Below are 21330 nucleotides of genomic sequence, written 5' to 3'. Positions count from 1 at the left end.
GAGGCATTCGCGCGGTCAGAAGTCCATCTGGTGCGCGGTGCCGTTCCCCACGCGCTGCAGATGCACCCGTCGCGCCAGGCGGATCGTGGGGCGGATCATCATCTGCACGCTGCCGATCACGAACAGCACCGTGCCGGCCGTCGTCGTCTCCGGGGAGAAGAACAGGATCGAACCGACGAGGAACCAGACCGCGATGAGGATGTCGTTGACGATGCTCGCGACCTCGTAGCGCTGGGAGATCACCACCTCCTCATGGCCGAGGCGGATGTCGAGGGCGTTGTCCTCATGGCGGGCAGTGGGCACGGTGCTGACTCCTTGGGATCGGGCGTTCCGGCGTGGCACGCTACTCGGCCACGCGGCCCGCACGGCGGACGGGCGCGGGAGGCGTCCCGGGTGAGGACACGGACCTGTGGCCATGGGCCAGGGCGCGGGCCGCGGCGTGGCGTGGCGTGGCGTGGCGTGGCGACCGACGCTGCCGGTGCCGCCGACCAGCAGCACCGCGAGCGGGGACGGAGTCGTCATCGGTTCAGGCCTCCGGGATCTCGACGCCGTAACAGGCATCGGGCGCCTCGTCGGGCACGGGCCCACCGCGCACCCCGGTCTCCAGGGCGTCGATGCGGGCCAGCTCCTCCTCCGACAGCTCGAAGCCGAACATGTCGTAGTTGGCCCCGATGCGGGAGGGGGTGACGGACTTGGGGATCGCGGAGCGGCCCTGCTGCAGGTGCCAGCGCAGCATCACCTGCGCCGGGGACTTCCCGTGCGCCTCGCCGACCTCGACCAGGGTCGGATCCTCCAGGGCGCTGCGGTGCTCGTTCTCGAAGCCCGGGTAGAAGGTGATGCCGCCGATGGGCGACCAGGCCTGGGTGATGATGCCGGCCGTCGCGTCGGCCCCCTGCACATCGCGCTGCTGGAAGAAGGGGTGCAGCTCGATCTGGTTCACGGCGGGCACGACGGCGGTCTCGGCGAGCAGCCGCTCCAGGTGGTGGGGCATGAAGTTGCTGACGCCGATGGCACGCACGGTGCCGTCCTCCAGCAGCTTCTCCAGGGCGCGGTAGGCGTCCAGCGTCTCCTCGAAGCGCTCGGGCTTGCCGGGCTGGTGCAGGATCAGCAGGTCGATCTGCTCCACACCCAGCTTCGCGGCGGCCTTCTCGAAGGCATGCAGGGTCTGCTCGTACCCGTAGTCGCTCACCCACACCTTGGTCTCCAGGAACACCTCCTCGCGGGGCACGCCGGAGCGGCGCAGGCCCTCGCCGACCTGCGCCTCGTTGCCGTAGGCGGCGGCGGTGTCGATGTGGCGGTAGCCGGCGCGCAGCGCCGCCTCGACGGCGGTCACGGTGTCCTCGGGGCTGGACTGGAACACGCCGAGGCCGAGGGCGGGCATGGTGACGCCGTTGTTCAGGGTCAGATCGAGGGAGCTCATGGGCTCCTCCTCCCGATGTCGGGGTTGCCCCCATCGAAGCACCGTCGCCGGCACCCGGGAGTACGTGCGTGGCCTGGCTCGCGCGGCGGAGGCCGCGCACGGCAAGCGGGCCTTCGGGCTGTGGGAGGGCGAGGACCTGGTCGGGTACGCCGATGACGAGCCCGAGATCACCGACGGCACCGTCCCGGGGGACGTCAACCTCACCTACGCCGTGCACGCCCGAGCACGCGGCCGCGGGGTGGCCGTCGCCGCGGTGGGACTGCTGGTCAAAAATCTCGCCCGGACCGGCGCGGGTCGGGCCGCGATCCTGCGCATCGACCCCGATAACCCGGCCTCGTTGCGGGTCGCGGAGAAGGCGGGGTCCCCCCGCGTCGGGGAGTTCCTCTCCACGACGGACCGCCACGAGGACGGGACCCCGGCGCGGCTGCTGCTGCTCCGGCGGCCGCAGCCCCCGGCCGACCACGGCTGAGCTCGGCACGTAGGAGCAACCCCGGGCATGACGAAACCCCCGCCCCGGCTTCCCGGGACGGGGGCAATCATGCCTGCTCACGCGTGGGTGTTCCACGAAACTCGCTGACCAGGGCAAACGCCGGTGCTCCAGCCAACGCGTGTACACGGGTGGTGAAGATTTTGTACACCTGCTTGACTGCTGGGGAGGGAGTGGTCTCTGGCGTTGTGCTGAGTCGCATGGGCTGGCCCGAGGAGATCGCCGCCATCATTGCGTGCCTAGCTGTATGAGGTCATGACGTTGTCGACGCGGGTGTGGACTCGGGTGGCTGGGGGCTGATCGCCGCAGGCGGTGTGGGGCCGATGGTAGTTGTAGTGGTGGACCCAGACCCCGATCGCGTCCCGCCGCTCGGTCTCGGAGGTGTAGGCGCGAGCGTAGAGGCACTCGTCGGCCAGCAGGCGCTGGTAGCGCTCGACCTTCCCGTTGTGGCGGGGCGTGTAGGGCCGGATCCGCTGGTCCGGGTAACGAATGCCCTGGTCGAGCTGGTGAACGAGGCCGAGGTGTAGTTCGCGCCGTTGTCCGTGACCAGCCGAGAGATCCTCGTGATCCCGTGCGCCGCGAAGAACTCCCTCGCCCGGTGGAAGAACCCGATCGTGGTGAGGGCCTTCTCGTCCTCCAGGGCCTCGGTGTAGGCCAGACGGGAGAACCCGTCGGTCATCGAGTGCAGGCAGGTGTAGCCGACCCGCTGGCCGTGCTTCTTCCGGTCCTGGGCGGAGCCGCGACCGTGTGCCCACCAGCCGCCCCCGTCACGAAGCTTCCCGACCTTCTTCACGTCCATGTGGACCATGTGGCCCGGGTAGCGGGCGATGATCTTCCCGGGCACCCGGAGGTCTTCGCCGTCCGAGGTGATGTCCCGGATCCGGTTCAGGCCCAGCCGATCCAGCCAGCGCGTGATCGTGCGAACCGCGCAGCTCATGCCGTGGCGGTCGGCGAGTTCCCGGGCGATCCGGCGTGCCGACCACTTCTTCTCCCGCCGCCACTGCTCGATCGTCTCGATCACCCATCCCGGCAGGCGGGTCGGGCGATGGGCGGGAGCGCTGGAGCGGTCAGCGAGGCCGGCCTCTCCCTGGGCGCGGTAGCGGGCGACCCATTTCGAGAGGGTCGAGCGGGCGATCCGGAATTCCGAGGCGACGTGCGCGATCGGGCGGTCATGGTCGAGGACCTGGGTGATCGCGCGCTGTCTTCCGACGATCGTGAGCGGGGCATTACGGTGGTGCATGGAACGGGTCTCCTCCCAGCAGATGCATGGCTTCAGCACCACCCATCGTGCCGGTCAGGGGCCCGTTCCTTCTATCCCTGCCCCGGTGACCACAACGTCATGACCCGCAACACCAGGCGACGAGGAATGGGCCGTCGGCATCCCTGGCGCCTGAATGATGAAGAAGTAGCCGTTGCGCCCAAAGTGGCTGGCCCCTGCTCGGATAACCCCGGACAGGGGCTAATCACTGCTATCGCTGGCTACGTGGGTGTCGAAGCGCGCCCCTGGAAGCGGGGCGGAGGGCTCGGCAGCCGGTCCTAGCCCCGGTGTCGGGGCCTGAAACAAGAAACCCCCACCCGACAAGACGTCGGATGGGGAGTTTCGTGAAATCAAGTGTCCCACTTTCGTGAAACACCCCGCGTGCGCGAGGGGGGAGTTGAACCCCCACGCCCTTTCGGGCACACGGACCTGAACCGTGCGCGTCTGCCTATTCCGCCACTCGCGCGTGGCTTCGACACCGGGAGTGTACACACCAACGCCGAAGGTCCTCCAAGCGTACCCCCGGGTCACCGCCCGCCCCAACTTCACGCGCTGCCACATGACGCACACCACGTCATCATCGTCCGTCCACGCCCGCGCGGGGTGTCAGCGCAGGCCGCCTCCCTCGCGGTAGGCGTCGATCGCGTCCTTGGCCTCCTTGAGACCCGCGCCCGTCTCGCTGCGGTACTCCTTGATCGCCTCGATGACCTTCCCCCGGGCGACGAGGTCCTGGATCGCGGAGGTGATGCCGGACGGGACCGTCTGCCCGCGCAGCACGTGCAGCTCGGCGGGGCCGACGCCCGCCCGCCGGGAGAGCTCCCCCACCAGCCCCTCGAGCTCCCGCACCTGCCGCTGCAGGGCCTCGATGCGCTCCTGATCCTGTCGTCGAGCGCTGCCGAACACGACGACGAGCCTACGGGGACGGCACGCGGGGCGGGGAGCGACCATCGTCGCTCCCCGCCCCGCGTCGGTACGGATCGGATCAGCGCATGCTGTCGGCCTCGGCGAAGGACCGCTCGATCTCGCCGCGGTCGATGCGATGGCGCGCCACCGCCGCGTACAGCACCGCGGCCAGCAGGATCGCCGGCACCCCCACCATCGCCGCGAGCTGCATGCTCTCCCGGACCACGATGGTGCCGAAGATCGAGACCAGGCCGATAAGTCCGACCACCGCGGAGGCGATGCCGCCGGGCATGCGGAAGGTCGCGCCCTCGATGCCGGAGCGACGGAAGGCGATGTAGGTCGCCAGGATCAGCACCCACACCGAGAGCACCGCGAACACCACGAGGCTCATCATGTAGCCGAACACGCCGCCCACGCCGCTGAAGGCCAGCACGGCGGCGCCGAGGATGCCCACGGAGCTGGCGGCGATGCCCACGAAGGGCACCTTGCGACGGGTCGTGGCGGAGAAGACGCGCGGGGCGAGCCGGTCCGAGGCCAGGGAGTGCAGCATCCGGCTGCCGGCGTACAGGTTGGCGTTCGCGGCGGACAGCGCGGCGACCATGACCAGCAGGTTCGTGATGTTCGCAGCGCCGGGGATGCCGATGCGGTCGAAGACCATCACGAAGGGCGAGGTGGCGACGTCCTCCCCGGTGGAGGCGGCGTCGCGCCACGGCACCAGGCACAGCACGATGCCGATGCACAGCACGTAGAAGAAAGCCAGGCGCACCACGGTGGTGCGGGCGGCGGTGCGGATCGAGGTGGCCGGGTCCTTCGCCTCGGCGGCGGTGATGGACAGCAGCTCGATGCCGCCGAAGGAGAACATCACGACGGACAGCGCCACCCACACCGGCGCCCAGCCCATCGGGGCGAAGCCCCCGTCGGCGGTGAGGGCGCTGAGGCCCGGGGCGGGCGCCGAGGGCAGTCCGAAGATCACCAGGAACGCTCCGATCAGGATGAACACGAGCACCGCGACCACCTTGATGGAGGACAGCGCGAACTCGATGACGCCGAAGGAGCCGACGCTGGCCAGGTTGATGCCGATGATCAGGGCCGCGAACAGCAGGATCCCGGCCCAGATGGGCACGGCGGGGAACCAGTAGGAGAGGTAGGCGGCGCAGGCCACCAGTTCGGCGCCGGTCACGGCGATGGTGACGATCCAGTACAGCCAGCGGGAGAGGTAGCCCCAGAACGGCGAGAGGTAGTGCGCAGCCAGGGTGCCGAAGCCGCCGCGCACGGGGTGCCGGGAGGCCATCTCGCCCATCGCCAGGGCGACGGTCGCGGCGATCAGGGCGCCGATCGCGAAGGAGACGATGACGGCGGGGCCGGCGATGCCGATGGCCTCGCCGGAGCCGAGGAACAGGCCGGTGCCGAGCGCCGAGCCCATCGCGATCATGGCCATCTGGCCGTGCCCGAGGGAGCGGGCGAGGGTGTGGTCGTCCGGGCCGGGGGCGCCCGGAGTGGTGCGGGTCGAGGAGGGAGTGCTCACCCTGCGGGATTCTAGACGTCGCGGGGCGCGCCCACGGCACTCTCGGGGATCGCGTCCGGTCGCTCGCCGGCGCGGATCGGGATGGTCACCCACGGCAGCACCAGGTGCACGATCGGGCCGATGCCGAGCGCGTACAGCACGGTGCCCAGGCCGACGGGGCCGCCGAGGACCCATCCCAGCGCCAGCACGCTGATCTCGATGACGGCCCGGACCGGGCCGATGGGCAGGCCGAAGCGGTGGTGGATGCCGGTCATCAGACCGTCGCGTGGCCCGGGGCCGAGCTGCGCCCCGATGTACACCGCGTCGGCGACGGCGTTCAGCAGCAGGCCGCCGAGGAGCAGCGCGAGGCCCGGCAGCAGGCCGTCCGCCTCCTGGAGCACGAGGAGGGTGAGGTCCATCGAGACGCCCACCCAGATCGCGTTGGCGAAGGTGCCGATGCCGGGCTGCTGGCGCAGCGGGATCCAGGCCAGCAGCACCACGAAGCTGGTGAGGATGGTGAGGGTGCCGACGGCGAGGCCGGTCAGGTAGCCCAGCGCCACGGAGAGCACGTCCCAGGGGGCAGCGCCGAGGCCGGCCCGGATGATCATCGCCAGGCCGGCCCCGAAGCCGGTCAGGCCGATCATCAGGGTGGCCAGGCGCAGCGGCAGCCGGTCCAGGGTGAGCTGGCGGCGCAGAGAGACGTTCTGCAGGGAGGAGGGCACCGGCCCATGCTGGCCCCGGGGGGCGATGGCCAGCCCGCTGTCACATCTCCGCGCTCAGCCACGTCGGTCGGAGCACCCACGTCACATGCCGCTCGCGTTGCACGGCCCTTCCGCCCCCCTCGGGGGTCGTGAGCGTTGCCCGAAGCGCCGGCCCGCGGGCAGCCCGCTCGCCCCCACAGGGCCGCGGGGCCGCAGGGCCGGCCTAGCGGGTCCTCCCCATCGCCCTCGCGTCCACATCCTTGCGGGCGGAGAGGGAGCTCGGGAAGCGACTCCCCGACGGTGGAGCATGCCCACCCCTCGCGAGCTCCTCCACGTCGGCACCCGCGCGGAGCTCGCCGCGCTCGGCCACAGCCGCCGCGAGATCACCGCGATGATCGAGAACGGCACCGTCATCCCGCTGGGCCGCAGCTGGCTCGGCACCCCGCAGACGCCACCGGCCGCCCGCACGGCCCTCGACGCAGGCATGCGCCTGACCTGCCTCGACGCCCTCCAGCTCCACGGCGCCCAGATCCCCCTCACCCACGGCACCCACGCCGTCGCCCGGCAAGACACCGCCATGGCCATACCGCCCGGCGTCGTCCCGCACACCCCGCTGGCGTCGTGGCCCGATGGAGAGCCCGTGGTTCCGCTCGGGCTGGCTCTCGTCCACGCGGCCCGTTGCATCGAACCGGCCGGGCTTGGGATCGTGGCCGATTCCGTCGCGCACCTCGGCCTGCTGGAACGCGCGGAACTCGAGGAGTGGATCGACTCGCTTCCCCGCCGAGTTCGCCAGCCGCTCGTGCGCATCGAGGCACTTGCCGAGTCGGCCACGGAATCCGTGGTTATTCGAGACCTGCGCCGTGCGGGCGTCACCGTGCGACCGCAATGGTTCGTCCCCGGGGTGGGTCGCACGGACATGCTGGTCGGAGAACGCCTCATCATCGAATGCGACAGCGTCGCCCACCACACCGCGCTGCCTCGCTACGCGGCCGATCGCAGGCGGGACCAGAGGCTCATCCGCCTCGGTTACGTCGTGATCCGCCTGACCTGGGAAGACGTCATGTTGCGCTGGCCGGAGACCAGGTCTCTCCTTCGCGATCTGATCCGACGCGAGGAGCACCGCGTGCCCCGACGACAACGAGCAGCGCAGCCTCGGTGACCGTCGCGGCACAGGACCGTGTACACAGACCTGGCTGTGGTGGTAGGCACCCTGCACATTTGCAGGCTGCCTACCACCACAGCCAGGTTTGTGCACGGGACCCTGCAGAACAGCAACCTGCAGAACAGCAAGGCGCCCCGCACCTCAGCAGGCGCGGGGCGCTCGCAGGCTCGCGGCACGTCGATCAGGCGGTGCTGGACTGCCTGATCTCCTGCCGCTCGCAGGCTCGCAGCACGTCGATCAGGCCTTGGCGGAGCCCTTCGCGGCGACGACCTGGAGGACCAGGTTCGCGTGGATGTCCTCGTGCAGGCGCACGGTGACCTTGTGCTCGCCCAGCGCCTTGACCGGCGCGGGGAACTCCACGGCGCGGCGATCGATGTCGCTGCCGAACATGTCCTTGACGCCCTCGGCGACCTCCTTGGAGGTCACGGCGCCGAACAGGCGGCCGTTGTCGCCGGCGCGCTCGGAGATGACGACCGGCTTGGACTCCAGGCTGGCCTTCAGCGACTGCGCGTCCTCGATGTTCGAGATGGCGCGCTTGCCGCGGGCGGCGCGGATCTGGTCCAGCTGGCGCTGGCCGCCCTTGGTCCAGCCGGTGGCCAGGCCGCGGGGCACCAGGTAGTTGCGGGCGTAGCCGTCCTTGACCTCGACGACGTCACCGGCGGTGCCGAGGCCGGAGACCTCGTGGGTGAGGATGAGCTTGGTGGTCATGTCTGTCCCTTCCTCGCTCAGCGACCGGAGGTCGAGTAGGGCAGCAGGGCGATCTCGCGGGCGTTCTTCACGGCCTTCGCGATCTTGCGCTGCTCCTGCACGGACACACCGGTCACCCGACGCGCACGGATCTTGCCGCGGTCGGAGATGAACTTGCGCAGCAGCGCGGCGTCCTTGTAGTCAACGGTCTCGAGACCCGCGGCCTTCAGCGGGTTCTGCTTCTTCTTCGGCTTACGAAGAACAGGCTTGGCCATCGTGGTGCTCCTTCTTTCTTCAGGGGAGCCCGGGCATGCACCCGGGATGGAATGGATGAGGTCAGATCCTGCTCAGCGACGCCGCGGCGTCCGCGGCGTCAGGAGCGGATCAGAAGGGAGGGTCGTCGTACCCGCCCTGGTTGCCGCCGGCCCACGGGTCGGCGCTGGCGCCGCCCTGCTGGCCGCCGCCGTTGTAGCCGCCCTGGCCACCGCCCTGCTGGCCGTAGCCGCCCTGGCCGCCGCCGTTGTAGCCGCCGCCCTGGGGCTGGCCGCCGCCGAAGCCGCGACCGCCGCCCCCGCCGCGCTGCACCTTGGCGGGCTTCGCGGTGGCATAGCGGAGGGAGGGGCCGACCTCGTCGACCTGCAGCTCCACCGACGTGCGGTTGTTGCCGTCCCGGTCGGTGTAGGAGCGCTGCTGGAGGCGGCCCTGCACGATCACGCGGGCGCCCTTCTCGAGGGACTCGGCGACGTTCTCGGCGGCGTCGCGCCAGACCGAGCAGCGCAGGAACAGGGCCTCGCCGTCCTTCCACTCGTTCGTCTGACGGTCGAAGGTGCGGGGGGTGGACGCGACGGTGAACGACGCCACGGCCGCGCCGGACTGCGTGAATCGCAGCTCGGGGTCGGCGGTGAGGTTGCCGATCACCGTGATGACGGTGTCATTCGCCATGGGTGCTCCTGTGCTCCGTGCTCGGAAGGGGTGGTCTCAGCCCCGGGGCCGGGGTGGCTGAGGGAGGACGCGCCGCCGGGGACCGGGGGCACGTCCGGGCGGATCACTTCTCGTCGACCCGCATCAGCTTGGTGCGCAGCACGGACTCGTTGAGGCCGAGCTGGCGATCGAGCTCCTGGGCGGTCTCCGGCTTCGCGGTGAAGGTGAGGACGATGTAGATGCCCTCGGCCTTCTTGTCGATCTCGTAGGCGAACTTCCGCTTGCCCCAGACGTCGACGTTGTCGATGGTGCCGCCCTCGTTGGGGACGACCTGCACGAGCTTCTCGAAGGTCCCGCTGACGGTCCGCTCATCGACGGACGGGTCGAGGATCACGACCATTTCGTATGCGCGCATGTTCTGGTACCCACCTCCTGTGGTCTCAACGGCCACGGTCTCTCCGTGGCAGGAGGGTTCATGCCATCCGGGCCGGGACACCGGCGGTGCCCGACACGAACTGAACCAGCGTACCGGTCGGCCCGGACCGGGACCAGGGAGGCCGAGGGCGTGCGCCGGGGATCACAGGCCCAGGACGCGCGAGAGCCCGGCACCGACCACGGGGGTCGGGTGCCGGGCTCGCGCCGCGGAGCGGGCGGGATCAGCCGTTGCCGGTCTCCTGCTCGCCGCCGGAGTCGTCCCCGCCGGAGCTGTCGGCCGCGGCGTCGTCCTCACCGCCGGAGTCCCCGCCACCGGAGTCGTTCCCGCCGCCGGAGTCCTCGTCGCCGCCCGAGTCCTCGTTGCCGCCCGAGTCCTCGTTGCCGCCGGAGTCCTCCTCCGCGGGAGCCTCCTCCTCGGTGGCGGGCGGCTCCTCCTCGGTGGCCTCCTCCTCGGTGGCCTCCTCCTCGGTGGTCTCCTCCTCCGTGGTGGCCTCCTCGGTGGTCTCCTCCTCGGTGGTGGGCTCCTCCGTGGTCTCCTCCTCGGTGGTCTCCTCGGTGGTCTCCTCCTCCGTGGTGGCCTCCTCGGTGGGCTCGGGCGCCTGCGTGGTCCGCTGCTGCGTCGGCTCCGAGGTCTGGGTGGAGCCGGAGCCGGAGCCGCTGGAGCGCTGGTTGTCCAGCGTCACCGCGTCGGCGAACTCGAGGTACTCCTCGCCCTCCAGGGAGTTCGACATGATCGAGCCCCAGATCGCGGTCGGGTAGGTGCCGCCGGTGATGTTGGATTCGCCGCCCCAGGGGGTGAGCGTCTCCTCGCTCTGGCCGTCGTCGGAGGGCTGGAACATGCCCACGCCGGTGACCAGCTGCGGGGTGAAGCCCACGAACCAGGCCGACTTGAAGCTCTCCGAGGTGCCGGTCTTGCCGGCCACGGGGCGGCCGTCCATGATCGTGGCCAGGTCACGAGCGGAGCCCGTCGACGGGGGGCCCTGCAGGGCGACGGTCGCGTTGATGGCGACGCCCTCGTCCAGCACCCGCTTCTCCTCGAAGTCGGCCTCGTACTCCGTGGAGCCGTCGGAGGCGGTCATCGAGTCGACGATGTGCGGGGTGTGGTGCACGCCGCCGGCGGCGATGGTCGCGTAGGCCTCGGCCATCTCCATCACGGTCGGCGAGGCGGAGCCCAGCACGTTGGAGGACACGTCGGACAGGCCCGGGGTGTCCTCGGGCAGGCCCAGGGAGACCGCGGTCTCCATCGTGCGGGAGGGTCCGTTCTCGATGTTCGCCTCGGCGTACGCCGTGTTGATCGAGTTGGTGGTCGCCTGCAGCAGGGTCACCCGGCCGTAGTCGGTGTTGTTGAAGTTGTTGACCGTCCAGCCCGGGAAGTACTTCGGGGAGTTGCCGTCCCAGGTGGAGTAGAGGCTGTAGCCGTCCTCCAGCAGAGAGATCAGGGTGAAGCTCTTGAAGATCGAGCCGGCCTGCATGCGGGACTGGGTGGCGTCGTTGATCGACTGCTCCACGAAGTCGGGGCCGCCGTACATGCCGCGGATCGAGCCGTCCTCGGGATCGATGGTCACGGTGCCGACGCGGTTGTTCTCGGGGCGTTCCCCGACCTCGTCGATGGCGTTGACGTGGTTCTCCTGCACGTCCACGTCGATGGTGGAGACGATGGAGTAGCCGCCGGTGTTGAGGTCGTCCTCGGTGTAGCCCTGGGCGATCAGCTCGGTGCGCACGGCGTCCAGCAGGTAGCCGTTGGTGCCGCCGAGGGTGTTCTCGGAGTGCGGCTCGATGGTCTCGGGGAACTCGGCCGCCGCGGCCTCCTCGGCCGTGAGAGTGCCGGTCTCCTCGACCTGCCGGTTGATGACGCGCTGCCACAGCTCCTCGGCCCGCTCCGGGTTCTCGGCGGGGTCGTAGGAGGAGGGCGCGGGGATCACGGCCACCAGCAGGGCGGCCTCGGCGTCGGTGAGCTCGGAGGCGTCCTTGCCGAAGTAGGCCTGGGAGGCCTCCTGGATGCCGTACGCGCCGCGGCCGAAGTAGATGGTGTTCAGGTAGCGGGCGAGGATCTCGTCCTTGGAGAGCTCCTGGTCGATCTTCAGCGCCATGAACATCTCCTTCACCTTGCCCACGTAGGACGTGGTGGTGCCGGTGTAGTACCGCTCCACGTACTGCTGGGTGATGGTGGAGCCGCCCTGGCGGTCGCCGCCGGCGAGGTTGTTCACGAAGGCGCGCACGATGCCGCGCGGGGAGATGCCGCGGTTCTCGTAGAAGCTGGAGTCCTCGCTGGCCACGACCGCGTCCTTGACGTTCTGCGGGATCTCTTCCTCATCGATGATGGTGCGGTTGATCTCCGAGAAGTGGCCCATCTCGGTCTCGCCGTCGGAGAAGTAGACCCGGGAGGTCTGGGCGACGGCGATGTCCGAGGGCTCGGGGGTGTCGGTGGTGTTGTACAGCCACACGGTCATGCCGAGCCCGGCCAGGATCATCACGGCCAGCAGGCCGACGACCAGGCGCAAGGAGGGGAACCAGCGCCAGGGGCCCTTGGCGCCGGCGCGGGGGTAGTTCAGGAAGTTGGTGGCGGCCACGGCGCGGTTCTTGCCGAAGCCGACGGCGCCGCTGCGGGCCGGGGAGGCGTGGCGGGCGCCCGTGGCGCGGGCGCCACCGCCCTTCGCGCCGGAACCGCCCTTGGCGCCGGAGGAGGCCTTGGCGCTGCCGGAGCCGCTCGTGGCGGAGCTCTTCGCGGCGGAGCCCTTGGCGGGCGAGCTCTTCGCGGACGAGGCCTTGCCGGAGGCGGCACCGGCCGCGGCGGCGCCCGCGGTGCGACGTCCGGTGCGGCTGCTGCCCTTCGAGGCGCCCGAGGAGCTCGATCCGCTCTTGGGGGTCTTGGCGCTGGGGTCCTGGGGGCTCCGCGAGGAGGATCCCGAGGCGCGACGCACACCGGCCGCCCGACGGTTCCCGCCCTGGGACCCGTTCGATCGGCGCGACGAACCGCGGGACGAGCGTCCGGAATCGCTCATGGCTGCTGCTCCTGGTCCTTCGAGGTCTCGATGAGGCGCACACCAGGGGTGGCGGGCGACCTCTCAGTATGGGCATGTCGTCCCGTTCCCCGGAACCGCGCGGCGTGAAAGGACACATCCGTCCCCGCCGCGCACGACCCACCCTGCGCCCGATCCTCACACGGCCCGCGGGCCCGGGGCAGGGACGACCGGCAGCCGGGCGGCGTGGCGGTGAGCGGGACCACGGCCGGGCGGCACCGGGCCGCGACGCCCGTCACGTCCGACGTGCCCCTCGGCGGCCCGCGCCCGGCGTCACTCCGCGGAGCGGGCGTCCCACCAGGCCCGCAGCTCCGCCTCGGCCCGCTCCTGACCGAGGGGGCCGTGCTCCATCCGCAGCTCCAGCAGGTGGCGGTAGGCCTCGCCGACCTCGCGCCCGGGGCCGATGCCCAGCAGCTCCATGATCCGGTTGCCGTCCAGGTCCGGCCGGATGCGGTCGATCTCCTCCTGCGCGGCGAGCTCGTCGATGCGCGCCTCGAGCTCGTCGTAGGCGCGGGACAGGGCGGTGGCCTTGCGCCGGTTGCGGGTGGTGACGTCGGCGCGGGTGAGGCGGTGCAGCGGCTGCAGCAGGTCCCCGGCGTCGGTGACGTAGCGGCGCACCGCGGAGTCGGTCCAGGGGGCGTCGGCGTAGCCGTGGAAGCGCAGGTGCAGCTCCACCAGGCGCGCCACCTTCTTGGTGGTGTCCTTGTCGAAGGCCAGGGCCTTCATCCGCTTGGTCGCCATCCGGGCGCCGACGGTCTCGTGGAAGCGGAAGGTGACCACCCCGCCCTCCTCATAGCGGCGGGTGGCGGGCTTGCCGATGTCGTGCAGCAGCGCGGCCAGGCGCAGCACGAGGTCCGGGGCCTCGCAGGGGCCGTCGGAGCCGGCGGGGCTCTCCAGGTCGATGGCCTGGTCCAGCACCGTCAGCGAATGCTCGTAGACGTCCTTGTGACGGTGGTGCTCGTCGATCGCCAGCCGCATCGCGGGCAGCTCGGGCAGCACGTGCTCGGCGAGGTCCAGCTCCACCATCAGCTCGAGGGCGCGCCGCGGCGCCATCCCCAGCAGCAGCTTGACCAGCTCGTCGCGCACCCGCTCGGCGGAGACGATGGTGATCCGCTCGGCCAGGTCGCTGATCGCGGCGGCGGTCGCGGGCTCGAGGCGCATGTCGAGCTGGGAGACGAAGCGCACGGCCCGCATCATCCGCAGGGGGTCGTCGTCGAAGGACTGCTCGGGCTCCACGGGGGTGCGCAGCACGTTCTTGGCGAGGTCGCCGAGGCCGTCGAAGGGGTCGACGAGCTCCAGCGAGGGGATGCGGACGGCCATCGCGTTGACGGTGAAGTCGCGGCGGGAGAGGTCCCCGGCGAGCGTGTCGCCGAAGGCCACCTGCGGCTTGCGGCTGGTGGGGTCGTAGGACTCGGTGCGGTAGGTGGTGATCTCGACCTTCACCCCGGAGCGGACACCGCCAAGGGTGCCGAAGTCCCGGCCCATGTCCCAGATGCCGCCGTCGTGGGTCCAGGTGCGCAGGATCGCCTCGGTCTGCTCGGGCCGGGCGGAGGTGGTGAAGTCGAGGTCGGCGCTGGAGCGGCCGAGCACGGCGTCGCGCACGGGACCGCCCACCAGGGCGAGCTCGTGGCCGGCCTCCTCGAAGCGGCGCCCCAGGTCGTGGACCTCCGCGGGCAGCGCCTCGAACATGGTGGTGGCGCGGGTGCGGGCGACCTCCAGACGACGGGCGGTCTCGGCGGCGGGATCGGTCACGGGGGGGTCCTTGCTGAACGGGGCCGGGGCGCGGGCTGGACGGATCGGGCGCGACGAGGGTCGCGCAGACCACCGAAAAGCCCCGAGGAGGGCGGCGTGACCTCCCCGATCCCTACGGTAGCGGCCGCATACAGTGTCCCCATGCCGTCGTCCGTGCCGTCCCTGCGTCCCGTGCTCGCGGCGCTGGTGGCGACGATCCTGGTCGCGGCCCCGGCGCTGCTGCTCGCGCCCGCGGCGAGCGCCGCCGCGCCCGTCGCGACCCCCGCGCAGCCGGCGATCCCCCCGGAGCCCGCGGACGACGCCCCGGTCTCCCTGCGCCTGGTCTCCCTGGATCCCACATCCCTCGCCCCGGGCGGCACGCTCAGCGCGGAGGTCGAGGTGACCAACACCTCCGAGGAGGAGATGGCGGACCCGGGCCTCGGGCTGCGGCTGCGCAGCGCCCGCGTCACCGACCGCTCCCAGCTCGCCTCCTGGCAGGCGGGCACCGGTCCCGACACCGCCGGCGACCCGATCGCCGAGGCCGCGGAGGAGACCACCCTCGCGCCCGGCGAGTCCGTGACCCTGCGGGTGGAGGCGCCCGCCGAGGAGCTCGGCCTCAGCGAGCAGCCCTACTACTGGGGAACCCGCCGGCTCTCGCTGACCGTCTCCGTGGACGGGGAGGCGGTGAGCTCGATCCGCAGCTTCGTGGTGTGGCGGCCCGAGGGCACCGAGGACGCGATCACCCAGTCGGTGCTGCTGCCGGTCACCGCCTCCGACCCCGGCCTGGCGGCCACCGATCCCGAGGCCTACGCCGCCTCCCTGGAGGACGGACAGCTGGCCTCGCTGAGCGCGCTCTCGGAGCGGGACGACGTGGACCTGTGGATGGACCCGTCGCTGCTGGACCCGCCCGCGATCGGCACCGGGACCGGCGAGGAGCCGACCGCGGAGGAGCAGGAGGCGCAGGCCGACGCCGCCGACGGCGAGGAGGCCGAGGCGAGCCCCACCCTCAGCTACGCGCCGGCCGAGGCGGCGAGCACCCTGGCCGAGACCCTCACGACCTCCGCGACCTCCGGGGACCGCACGGTGCTGGCGATGCCGTATGCGCAGGCCGACCTGGTCTCCCTGCGCTCCGCCGGGGGCACCACGCTGCTGGAGGAGCTGCAGGAGCGATCGGCCGCCGTCACCGAGGAGACCGGCGTCGAGCCCGGCAGCATGGTGCTGCCCGTGGCGGGCGCCGAGGCCAACGGGGCCGCGCTGGAGAAGGTGGCCGCGGCCGGCGTGGACACCGCCCTGGTGCCCTCCTCCTCCCTGCGCGAGAACCCTGCGGGGACAATCACCCCCAGTTCCATCGGCACCTACACCGCCGAGGGGGACGAGGCGCCCTCGCTGCGCCTGCTGGCCCTGGATCCCGTGCTGTCCGCCGAGTTCTCCCAGCTCACCGGCGCCACCGACACCGAGCAGGTCACCCAGCGGCTGCTGGCCGAGACCGCCACCGTCGCCTCCGAGTACACCGAGGCGCCGCGCCACCTGCTGATCTCCCCGGAGGTCGGGACGGCGCTGGACGCGGAGGCCGCCGGCGCCGCCCTGGACGCCCTGGACGAGGCCGGCTGGGTGACCTCGGGCCGCACCCAGGAGCTCCTGGACGCCGCGGAGGAGGGCACGACCACCACCTCCACCCGCGGCGACGGCGAGGACCTCTACGCCCTGGGCGACCTGGGTCCGGCCGGCGTGCATCCCTCCGAGGCGGACGGCGAGGGCGGCTACCGCCATGCCTCCGTGGTCGCCGAGCCGACGCTGCTCACCCCCAGCCAGGCGGACCGCCTGGAGACGGCCTGCCGGGAGCTGGACGTGCTGGGCTCCGCCCTCGGCGACACCGCCACGCTGGACCTGCCGCGGCTGCTCGCGCTCTCCGGCGCCTCCTGGCAGTGGCGCGATGACACCCAGGTGCCCGGGGAGCGCGCCCGCGAGGCCCGTCAGCAGCGTGCCGCGCTGGTGGAGCGCATCCACGTGGTGCCCGCCTCCGGCTACAACCTGATCTCCGACGAGGCCGGGGTGCCGATCACCATCACCAACGGCCTGGACACCTCGATCACCGTGCAGGTGGCGGTGACCTCCGACAAGCAGCTGGTGCGCATCGGCGAGCAGCCCGTGGTGGAGGTGCCGCCGCGCGGCGAGGTCAGCACCACCGTGCCCGTGGAGGCGATCGCCAACGGCACCGTGACCCTCTCGGCGAGGGCCACCACCGAGGACGGGCAGGCCCTCACCGAGCCGGTCGACGTGCCGCTGTCGGTGAACCCGGCCTGGGAGAACTGGACGACGATGGTGCTGGTGGTGGCGATGGGCGCGCTGGTCGTCGTCGGCGTGGCCCGCGCCCGCCGCACCGGCTCCAGCAAGCGCGCCCCCGCCGTGCACGGCCCGGAGGACCCGGTGGAGCTCTCCCGCTCCGGCCGCTCGCGTCCCGACCGGGACCCGGCCCCGCCCGGGACGGGGAGCGGGACCGGCGCCGGAGACGACGCCGCCCCGACGCAGGACCCCCCGACCGATGACCCCCAGGAAGGGGAGCGCCCATGACCGCGGAACGACGCGCGCAGCACGTCCCCCGCCACCGCCGCGGCACCACCCCCGGCACCGCCCGCCCCGCCGCCCCGGACACGGCGGCCCCCACCGAAGCTCCCTCAGACACCGGGGGCGCGGACACCTCCGGGTCGGCCCCCACCTCGGGCTCCGCCCCGTCCTCCGGCCGCAGCCGGCTGGTGCGGGCCAGCGCCCTGATGGCGGCCGGCTCGACCGTGTCGCGCCTGCTGGGCTTCGTGCGCAACTACCTGTTCGGCATGGTGCTGGCCGGCTCGATGTCGGCCGCGGCGAGCGCCTTCTCCGCCGCCAACGCCCTGCCCAACACCGTCTGGCTGCTGGTGGGCGGCGGCACCTTGAACGCGATCCTGGTGCCCGCGATCGTGCGCGCGGTCAAGCGGCCGGACCGCGGCAGCGACTACATCTCCCGGCTGATGACACTGGTGTCGGCGGCGTCCCTGGCGATCACCGCGGTCTGCATCGTGGCGGTGCCGGTGCTGCTGATCCTCACCAGCGGTCGGCTCCCCCCGGAGACGTACACCCTGGCCATCCAGCTCGGCTACTGGATGATGCCGCAGATCTTCTTCTCCGCCCTGTACGTGATGTGCGGGCAGCTGCTGAACGCCCACGACTCCTTCGGGCCGTACCAGTGGGCGCCGGTGCTGAACAACCTGGTCGGCATCGCGGGCGCGGGCATCTTCCTGGGGATCTGGGGCCGGCAGGGCGACCCCTCCACCTGGACCCTGGCGATGGTGATCGCGATGGCCGCGATCAACGTCGGCGGGTCCGCGGCGCAGGTCGCCTTCCTGTTCTGGTACGTGCGCAAGCTGAACCTGCGGCTGCGGCCGCGCTGGGGCTTCCGCGGGCTCGGCCTGGGCAAGCTCAGCCACATCGGCCTGTGGACCCTGGGCATGCTGGGCCTGGGGCAGCTGGGCATCTGGGCCACCCGCTGGTCCACCGGCGGGGCGGTGGCGATGAACGAACGCCTGCAGGACGACCCGGACCAGGCGGCGCGCTACCCGGCGCTGCTGAGCCTGGACTGGTCCTACCTGGCGTTCATGATCCCCCAGGGCATCATCGCGGTCTCCCTGGTCACGGCCGCCTTCCCGGCGATCTCGCGGCAGGCGGCGGCCGACGAGCACACGGGGGCGCTGCAGTCCTACGCCCGCACCAACCGGATCCTGCTGGTGCCGATGGTGCTGTGCACGGCCGTCTTCATCGCCCTGTCCGGCCCGATCATGTGGGTGATCGGCGGCGGCACCGGGGTGGAGGGGGCCCGCGCCAACGGCCTGGTGCTGATGGGGTACATGCTGGGGCTGGTGCCCTTCGCCGCGCTGTACCTGATGAAGCGCGTGTTCTACGCCTACGAGGACGGCCGCACGCCGTTCCTGGTGCAGATCCCGATCACGCTGTTCTCCCTGGCGGGGGTGCCGATCGTGCTCGGTCTGGTGGACCCGATGTACGCCACGATGACCGCGGCGATCATCTCCAGCGCGGGCAACGTGGCCGGCTGGGTGATGGGCCTGGTCATGCTGCGCCGCCACGGGACCGCGCTCGGCGCGACCTCGCCCTCGCTGGGCACGGGCGCCGTGGTGTTCGGGAAGCTGGCGGTGGCGGGCGTGATCACCTGGGCGGCGGGCAGCGGCCTGATGGCCCTGCTCGGCGACGTGCTCTGGATCCACCGGCTGGTGGCGGCGCTCGGCGGCGCCGTGCTCGGCGTGGTGATGACGGCCGTCTTCGTGGGGGTGGCCTGGCTGCTGCGGGTCGACGAGGTGCGCTGGCTGGTCCGCGCGGCCGGGCGTCGGCTCCCCGGTCGGCTGCGGGTGACCTCGTAGCATGGGAAGTTCCCGAGCCGGAGGCGCGTCTCGTCCCGAGCGTGTCCCGATGGAGAACATGAAGGACGGTCCGTGAACACCACCCCGCATCAGGAGGCCCTGCACTCCCGGTGGACCCTGGAGGGCACGATCCCCCTGTCCCAGGTCGCCGAGGGCGCCCAATGGTATCGCGCGCGCTCGGTGGCGAGCGGGGACGCGGTGGCGCTGTTCGTGGTCGAGGGCGAGATCGCCCTCGAGACCGCGGACACTGTGCGCCGCGCCTACCTGGTGGAGGACCCGCACCTGATCCCGGTGCGGGACATGGTGGTGCTCGGCGAGGGGCACGCGGTGCCCGACGACGGGGTGCAGCTCGAGGCCCCGATGACGGTCGTCGAGTACCCCTTCCCGTCCGCACCGCCGCTGGCCGCGCTGCTGGGGAAGGGCGCGCTGCACCCGGAGACGGCCCGGTCCATCATCGGCGAGGCCGCGCAGGGTCTCGAGGCCGCGCGCCGCCGCGGCCTGCGCCACCAGCTCCTGGACTCCAACCGCCTGTTCGTGGACACCGCCTCCGGGGCGGTGTCCGTGCTGGGCGTCGGGGTCGAGGCCGCTTCCCACGCGGAGCTCGACCGCTCCCGCGAGGTCGCCTCCTTCCAGGACACCTCCGCCCTGGTGGCGCTGCTGTACCGGGCACTGACCGGGCGCAGCCCGCGCCGCGGGGACGACGGCCGGGTGCCGCGCCCCTCCACGCTGGCGCAGGGTCCGATCCCGCAGGACCTGGACCTGCTCTGCGACCTGGTGCTCAACGAGTCCGCCGAGGACATCCCGGAGACCACCCGCGGGCTGATCGCCGCCCTCGAGCCGTGGCAGTCGATCCCGGTGACGCTCGAGGCCTACGCGGGCCGCGGCGCCGTCGCCACCCCGGAGGAGGCCGTCGCGGGGACGCAGGCCCCCGCGGGCACGGACACGGGGCCCGAGGAGCCGGAGCTCGAGAGCACCCGCGCGATGGAGCCGGTCCCCGCGACCGGGGAGGCGTCCCCCGCGGACGCCTCCGAGCAGCCCACCGCCGACCCCGCCCCGGAACAGGTGCAGGCGGAGGACTTGGCGGAGGATTCGGCGAAGGAGCAGGCGGAGGACGAGGACCGCACGACCGCTCTCGCGCTGGGCGCCGGAGCCGCGGGCGCCGCCACCGCCTCGGCCGTCAGCAGCGTCGGGGCCGAGGACGACGGGGCGGAGGATGCGCCGACCGCGGACCCGGGCCCGCAGGATCCGGCCCCCGCGGACGCGGCTCCCCAGGATCCGGCCGCCGCGCGCGAGGCGAAGCAGCTGGTCGAGGACCTGCACCTGGACCGCAAGCGCACCGCCGGCGCCTTCCCCGGCCACCTGGACATCGAGCCGACCCCCGCCCCGAAGCCCGTTCCGGAGGACGCCGCCGCGGGACCGGGCGCCGCCACCGACGCCGAGGCGGGGCAGGACCCGTCCACGGCGACTCCCGCGGACGCCCCTGAGGGCGCCGCTCGCGGGACGGCCGGGCAGGACCCGGAGAAGCCCGAGCAGGACGCGTCGGAGCAGATCCCCGCCGCGACCGCGGGCAGCCACTGGCCGCTGGCCCCCGCAGCCGGCGCGGCCGCGGCGAGCACCGCGGGCGCCGAGGCCACCATCCCGGCCTCCGCCACCCCCGACACCGCTGCCGGCGACGCCCCCGGGGCGGGGACCGCCGAGGACGGAGGCCCCGCCGCGGACGCCGCCGCCCCGACGGCCCCGGCGGAGGAGACCGCCGTCGAGATCACCCCCGTCGCCTCCGTGCACCATGGCAGCGGCACCGGCGGCACCGGACCGGTCGCCGTCGCGGGCCGCCAGGAGTCGATGCTGCCCGCCACCGCGCCGCCCCCCGAGGAGGAGGGCCCCATCGTGGTGCGCGGCCGCGAGCACGCCTCCACCGACCAGGCTCCCGCCGGCGCGGCGGCCCAGCCCGCCTCCCGCAGTGCCCTGCTGCGCGACGTGGTCGGCGTCGCCGTGGACGCGGACGACCCCGAGACCTTCGCGATGGGCCCGGAGCAGCCCGCCGAGCGCTCCCGGCAGTCGCAGTGGATCCTGCTGGGCGGGGCGCTGCTGGTGATCCTGGCGATGGTGTTCGCGCTGTCCTCGATCACCTCGGGCCTGCGCGACCGGGTCTCCAACCCGCTGAACACCACCCCGGGGTCCGCCGCCGCGACCAGCGAGGAGGCCACCGCCGAGGAGTCGGCGGAGGAGACCACCGAGGAGGAGCCGGAGTTGCCGGCCGCCTCCCTCGCCGGCGTCGAGATCATCACCGAGGACGGCGAGGACGCGGACCACCCGGAGGAGGTGGACCTGATCACCGACGGGGACACCGACACCTACTGGTCCACCCAGATCTACTCGACCCCGGAATGGGGCGGCCTGATGGACGGCATGGGCCTGCGCCTCGAGCTGGAGGAGGAGTCGACCGTCTCCACCGTCGTGGTCACCACCGCCCGCAACAGCGGCGGCACCATCGAGCTGCACACGGTCAACGACGACGGCTCCCTCGGGGACACCATCGCCGAGGGTGAGTTCGCCGGCGACGGCGAGGTCACCTTCGAGCTGGACGAACCGGTGGACGCCTCCGAGCTGGCGCTGTGGTTCCCCTCGCTCCCCACGGACACCAGCGACTCGAGCGGCTACCGTGGCCGGGTGGCGGAGATCCGGGTCGAGTGAC

General features: G+C 72.3%; 16 protein-coding genes, 1 tRNA gene and 1 pseudogene. 5 read left to right on the top strand and 13 right to left on the bottom strand.

Features of this window, described 5'->3' with window-relative positions; all coding sequences use genetic code 11:
- Positions 1 to 15: 15 nt before the first annotated feature.
- Together OM98_RS03620 and OM98_RS03615 are read right to left on the bottom strand one after the other, a co-directional pair.
- Positions 16 to 303, bottom strand: coding sequence for a YrhK family protein (locus tag OM98_RS03620; RefSeq protein ID WP_010533213.1), 288 nt, complete (start codon positions 301 to 303; stop codon positions 16 to 18).
- Between the two features lie 223 nt (positions 304 to 526).
- The gene (locus OM98_RS03615) at positions 527 to 1420 is read right to left on the bottom strand and encodes an aldo/keto reductase (RefSeq protein WP_010533212.1); all 894 of its coding nucleotides are present in this window, start codon (positions 1418 to 1420) and stop codon (positions 527 to 529) included.
- On the opposite strand from OM98_RS03615, the gene OM98_RS14695 reads away from it, so the two are divergent.
- Positions 1380 to 1889 (top strand): GNAT family N-acetyltransferase, encoded by a 510-nt coding sequence (locus OM98_RS14695; protein WP_083837680.1) that lies wholly within the window; start codon positions 1380 to 1382, stop codon positions 1887 to 1889. The two genes, OM98_RS03615 and OM98_RS14695, sit on opposite strands and share 41 nt — an antisense overlap.
- A gap of 257 nt (positions 1890 to 2146) precedes the next feature.
- Here the strand turns inward: OM98_RS14695 and OM98_RS14435 are convergent.
- The 5 genes and pseudogenes from OM98_RS14435 to yczE form a co-directional block, all read right to left on the bottom strand.
- Positions 2147 to 3147, bottom strand: a pseudogene (locus OM98_RS14435) (IS481 family transposase).
- A 400-nt stretch (positions 3148 to 3547) separates the two neighbouring features.
- Positions 3548 to 3631 (bottom strand) — tRNA-Leu (locus tag OM98_RS03600).
- A gap of 140 nt (positions 3632 to 3771) precedes the next feature.
- Complete coding sequence (locus OM98_RS03595; RefSeq protein ID WP_010533208.1) at positions 3772 to 4068, bottom strand: ribosomal L7/L12 family protein; 297 nt, start codon at positions 4066 to 4068, stop codon at positions 3772 to 3774.
- Positions 4069 to 4147: 79 nt separating this feature from the next.
- Entirely contained in the window at positions 4148 to 5593 is a 1446-nt protein-coding gene (locus OM98_RS03590) for an amino acid permease (RefSeq protein ID WP_010533207.1), read from the bottom strand.
- A gap of 11 nt (positions 5594 to 5604) precedes the next feature.
- On the bottom strand, positions 5605 to 6294 hold the full coding sequence (gene yczE, locus OM98_RS03585) for a membrane protein YczE (RefSeq protein ID WP_010533206.1): 690 nt from the start codon (positions 6292 to 6294) through the stop codon (positions 5605 to 5607).
- Positions 6295 to 6580: 286 nt separating this feature from the next.
- On the opposite strand from yczE, the gene OM98_RS03580 reads away from it, so the two are divergent.
- Positions 6581 to 7432: an endonuclease domain-containing protein gene (locus OM98_RS03580; protein WP_010533205.1), complete on the top strand. Its 852-nt coding sequence runs from the start codon at positions 6581 to 6583 to the stop codon at positions 7430 to 7432.
- A gap of 240 nt (positions 7433 to 7672) precedes the next feature.
- On the opposite strand, the gene rplI is transcribed toward OM98_RS03580, so the two are convergent.
- The 6 genes from rplI to OM98_RS03550 all read right to left on the bottom strand — a co-directional run bounded on the left by rplI (position 7673) and on the right by OM98_RS03550 (position 14250).
- On the bottom strand, positions 7673 to 8143 hold the full coding sequence (gene rplI, locus OM98_RS03575) for a 50S ribosomal protein L9 (RefSeq protein ID WP_010533204.1): 471 nt from the start codon (positions 8141 to 8143) through the stop codon (positions 7673 to 7675).
- A 17-nt stretch (positions 8144 to 8160) separates the two neighbouring features.
- The gene (gene rpsR / locus OM98_RS03570) at positions 8161 to 8397 is read right to left on the bottom strand and encodes a 30S ribosomal protein S18 (RefSeq protein ID WP_010533203.1); all 237 of its coding nucleotides are present in this window, start codon (positions 8395 to 8397) and stop codon (positions 8161 to 8163) included.
- 109 nt (positions 8398 to 8506) lie between these two features.
- A complete protein-coding gene (locus OM98_RS03565; protein WP_010533202.1) occupies positions 8507 to 9064 on the bottom strand; it encodes a single-stranded DNA-binding protein in 558 nt (185 codons plus the stop codon).
- A gap of 103 nt (positions 9065 to 9167) precedes the next feature.
- Positions 9168 to 9458, bottom strand: coding sequence for a 30S ribosomal protein S6 (gene rpsF, locus OM98_RS03560; protein ID WP_010533201.1), 291 nt, complete (start codon positions 9456 to 9458; stop codon positions 9168 to 9170).
- Between the two features lie 241 nt (positions 9459 to 9699).
- Entirely contained in the window at positions 9700 to 12399 is a 2700-nt protein-coding gene (locus OM98_RS03555; RefSeq protein WP_010533200.1) for a transglycosylase domain-containing protein, read from the bottom strand.
- A 372-nt stretch (positions 12400 to 12771) separates the two neighbouring features.
- On the bottom strand, positions 12772 to 14250 hold the full coding sequence (locus tag OM98_RS03550) for a CCA tRNA nucleotidyltransferase (protein ID WP_010533199.1): 1479 nt from the start codon (positions 14248 to 14250) through the stop codon (positions 12772 to 12774).
- A gap of 141 nt (positions 14251 to 14391) precedes the next feature.
- Here OM98_RS03550 and OM98_RS03545 point away from each other — a divergent pair, with 141 nt between their 5' ends.
- The 3 genes from OM98_RS03545 (at position 14392) to OM98_RS03535 (ending at position 21329) form a co-directional block, all read left to right on the top strand.
- Positions 14392 to 16800 (top strand): DUF6049 family protein, encoded by a 2409-nt coding sequence (locus OM98_RS03545; RefSeq protein WP_033194808.1) that lies wholly within the window; start codon positions 14392 to 14394, stop codon positions 16798 to 16800.
- Entirely contained in the window at positions 16797 to 18635 is a 1839-nt protein-coding gene (gene murJ / locus OM98_RS03540; RefSeq protein ID WP_010533197.1) for a murein biosynthesis integral membrane protein MurJ, read from the top strand. The genes OM98_RS03545 and murJ overlap by 4 nt, the downstream gene beginning before the upstream one ends.
- A gap of 72 nt (positions 18636 to 18707) precedes the next feature.
- Positions 18708 to 21329, top strand: coding sequence for a hypothetical protein (locus OM98_RS03535; RefSeq protein ID WP_010533196.1), 2622 nt, complete (start codon positions 18708 to 18710; stop codon positions 21327 to 21329).
- The last annotated feature ends 1 nt before the right edge of the window (position 21330 follow it).

Source organism: Brachybacterium squillarum M-6-3, from assembly GCF_000225825.1.
GTDB lineage: Bacteria > Actinomycetota > Actinomycetes > Actinomycetales > Dermabacteraceae > Brachybacterium > Brachybacterium squillarum.
Note: the sequence above shows the minus strand (reverse complement) of the source record. Positions and strands in the feature narration are given on the sequence as shown.

Bases quoted from the DNA above. Each gene is read 5' to 3' on its own strand.
- OM98_RS14695 (WP_083837680.1), top strand. From the start codon at position 1,380: ATGGTGACGCCGTTGTTCAGGGTCAGATCGAGGGAGCTCATGGGCTCC.
- OM98_RS03615 (WP_010533212.1), bottom strand. From the start codon at position 1,420: ATGAGCTCCCTCGATCTGACCCTGAACAACGGCGTCACCATGCCCGCC.
- OM98_RS03580 (WP_010533205.1), top strand. From the start codon at position 6,581: ATGCCCACCCCTCGCGAGCTCCTCCACGTCGGCACCCGCGCGGAGCTC.
- rplI (WP_010533204.1), bottom strand. From the start codon at position 8,143: ATGACCACCAAGCTCATCCTCACCCACGAGGTCTCCGGCCTCGGCACC.
- rpsR (WP_010533203.1), bottom strand. From the start codon at position 8,397: ATGGCCAAGCCTGTTCTTCGTAAGCCGAAGAAGAAGCAGAACCCGCTG.
- OM98_RS03565 (WP_010533202.1), bottom strand. From the start codon at position 9,064: ATGGCGAATGACACCGTCATCACGGTGATCGGCAACCTCACCGCCGAC.
- rpsF (WP_010533201.1), bottom strand. From the start codon at position 9,458: ATGCGCGCATACGAAATGGTCGTGATCCTCGACCCGTCCGTCGATGAG.
- OM98_RS03545 (WP_033194808.1), top strand. From the start codon at position 14,392: ATGCCGTCGTCCGTGCCGTCCCTGCGTCCCGTGCTCGCGGCGCTGGTG.
- murJ (WP_010533197.1), top strand. From the start codon at position 16,797: ATGACCGCGGAACGACGCGCGCAGCACGTCCCCCGCCACCGCCGCGGC.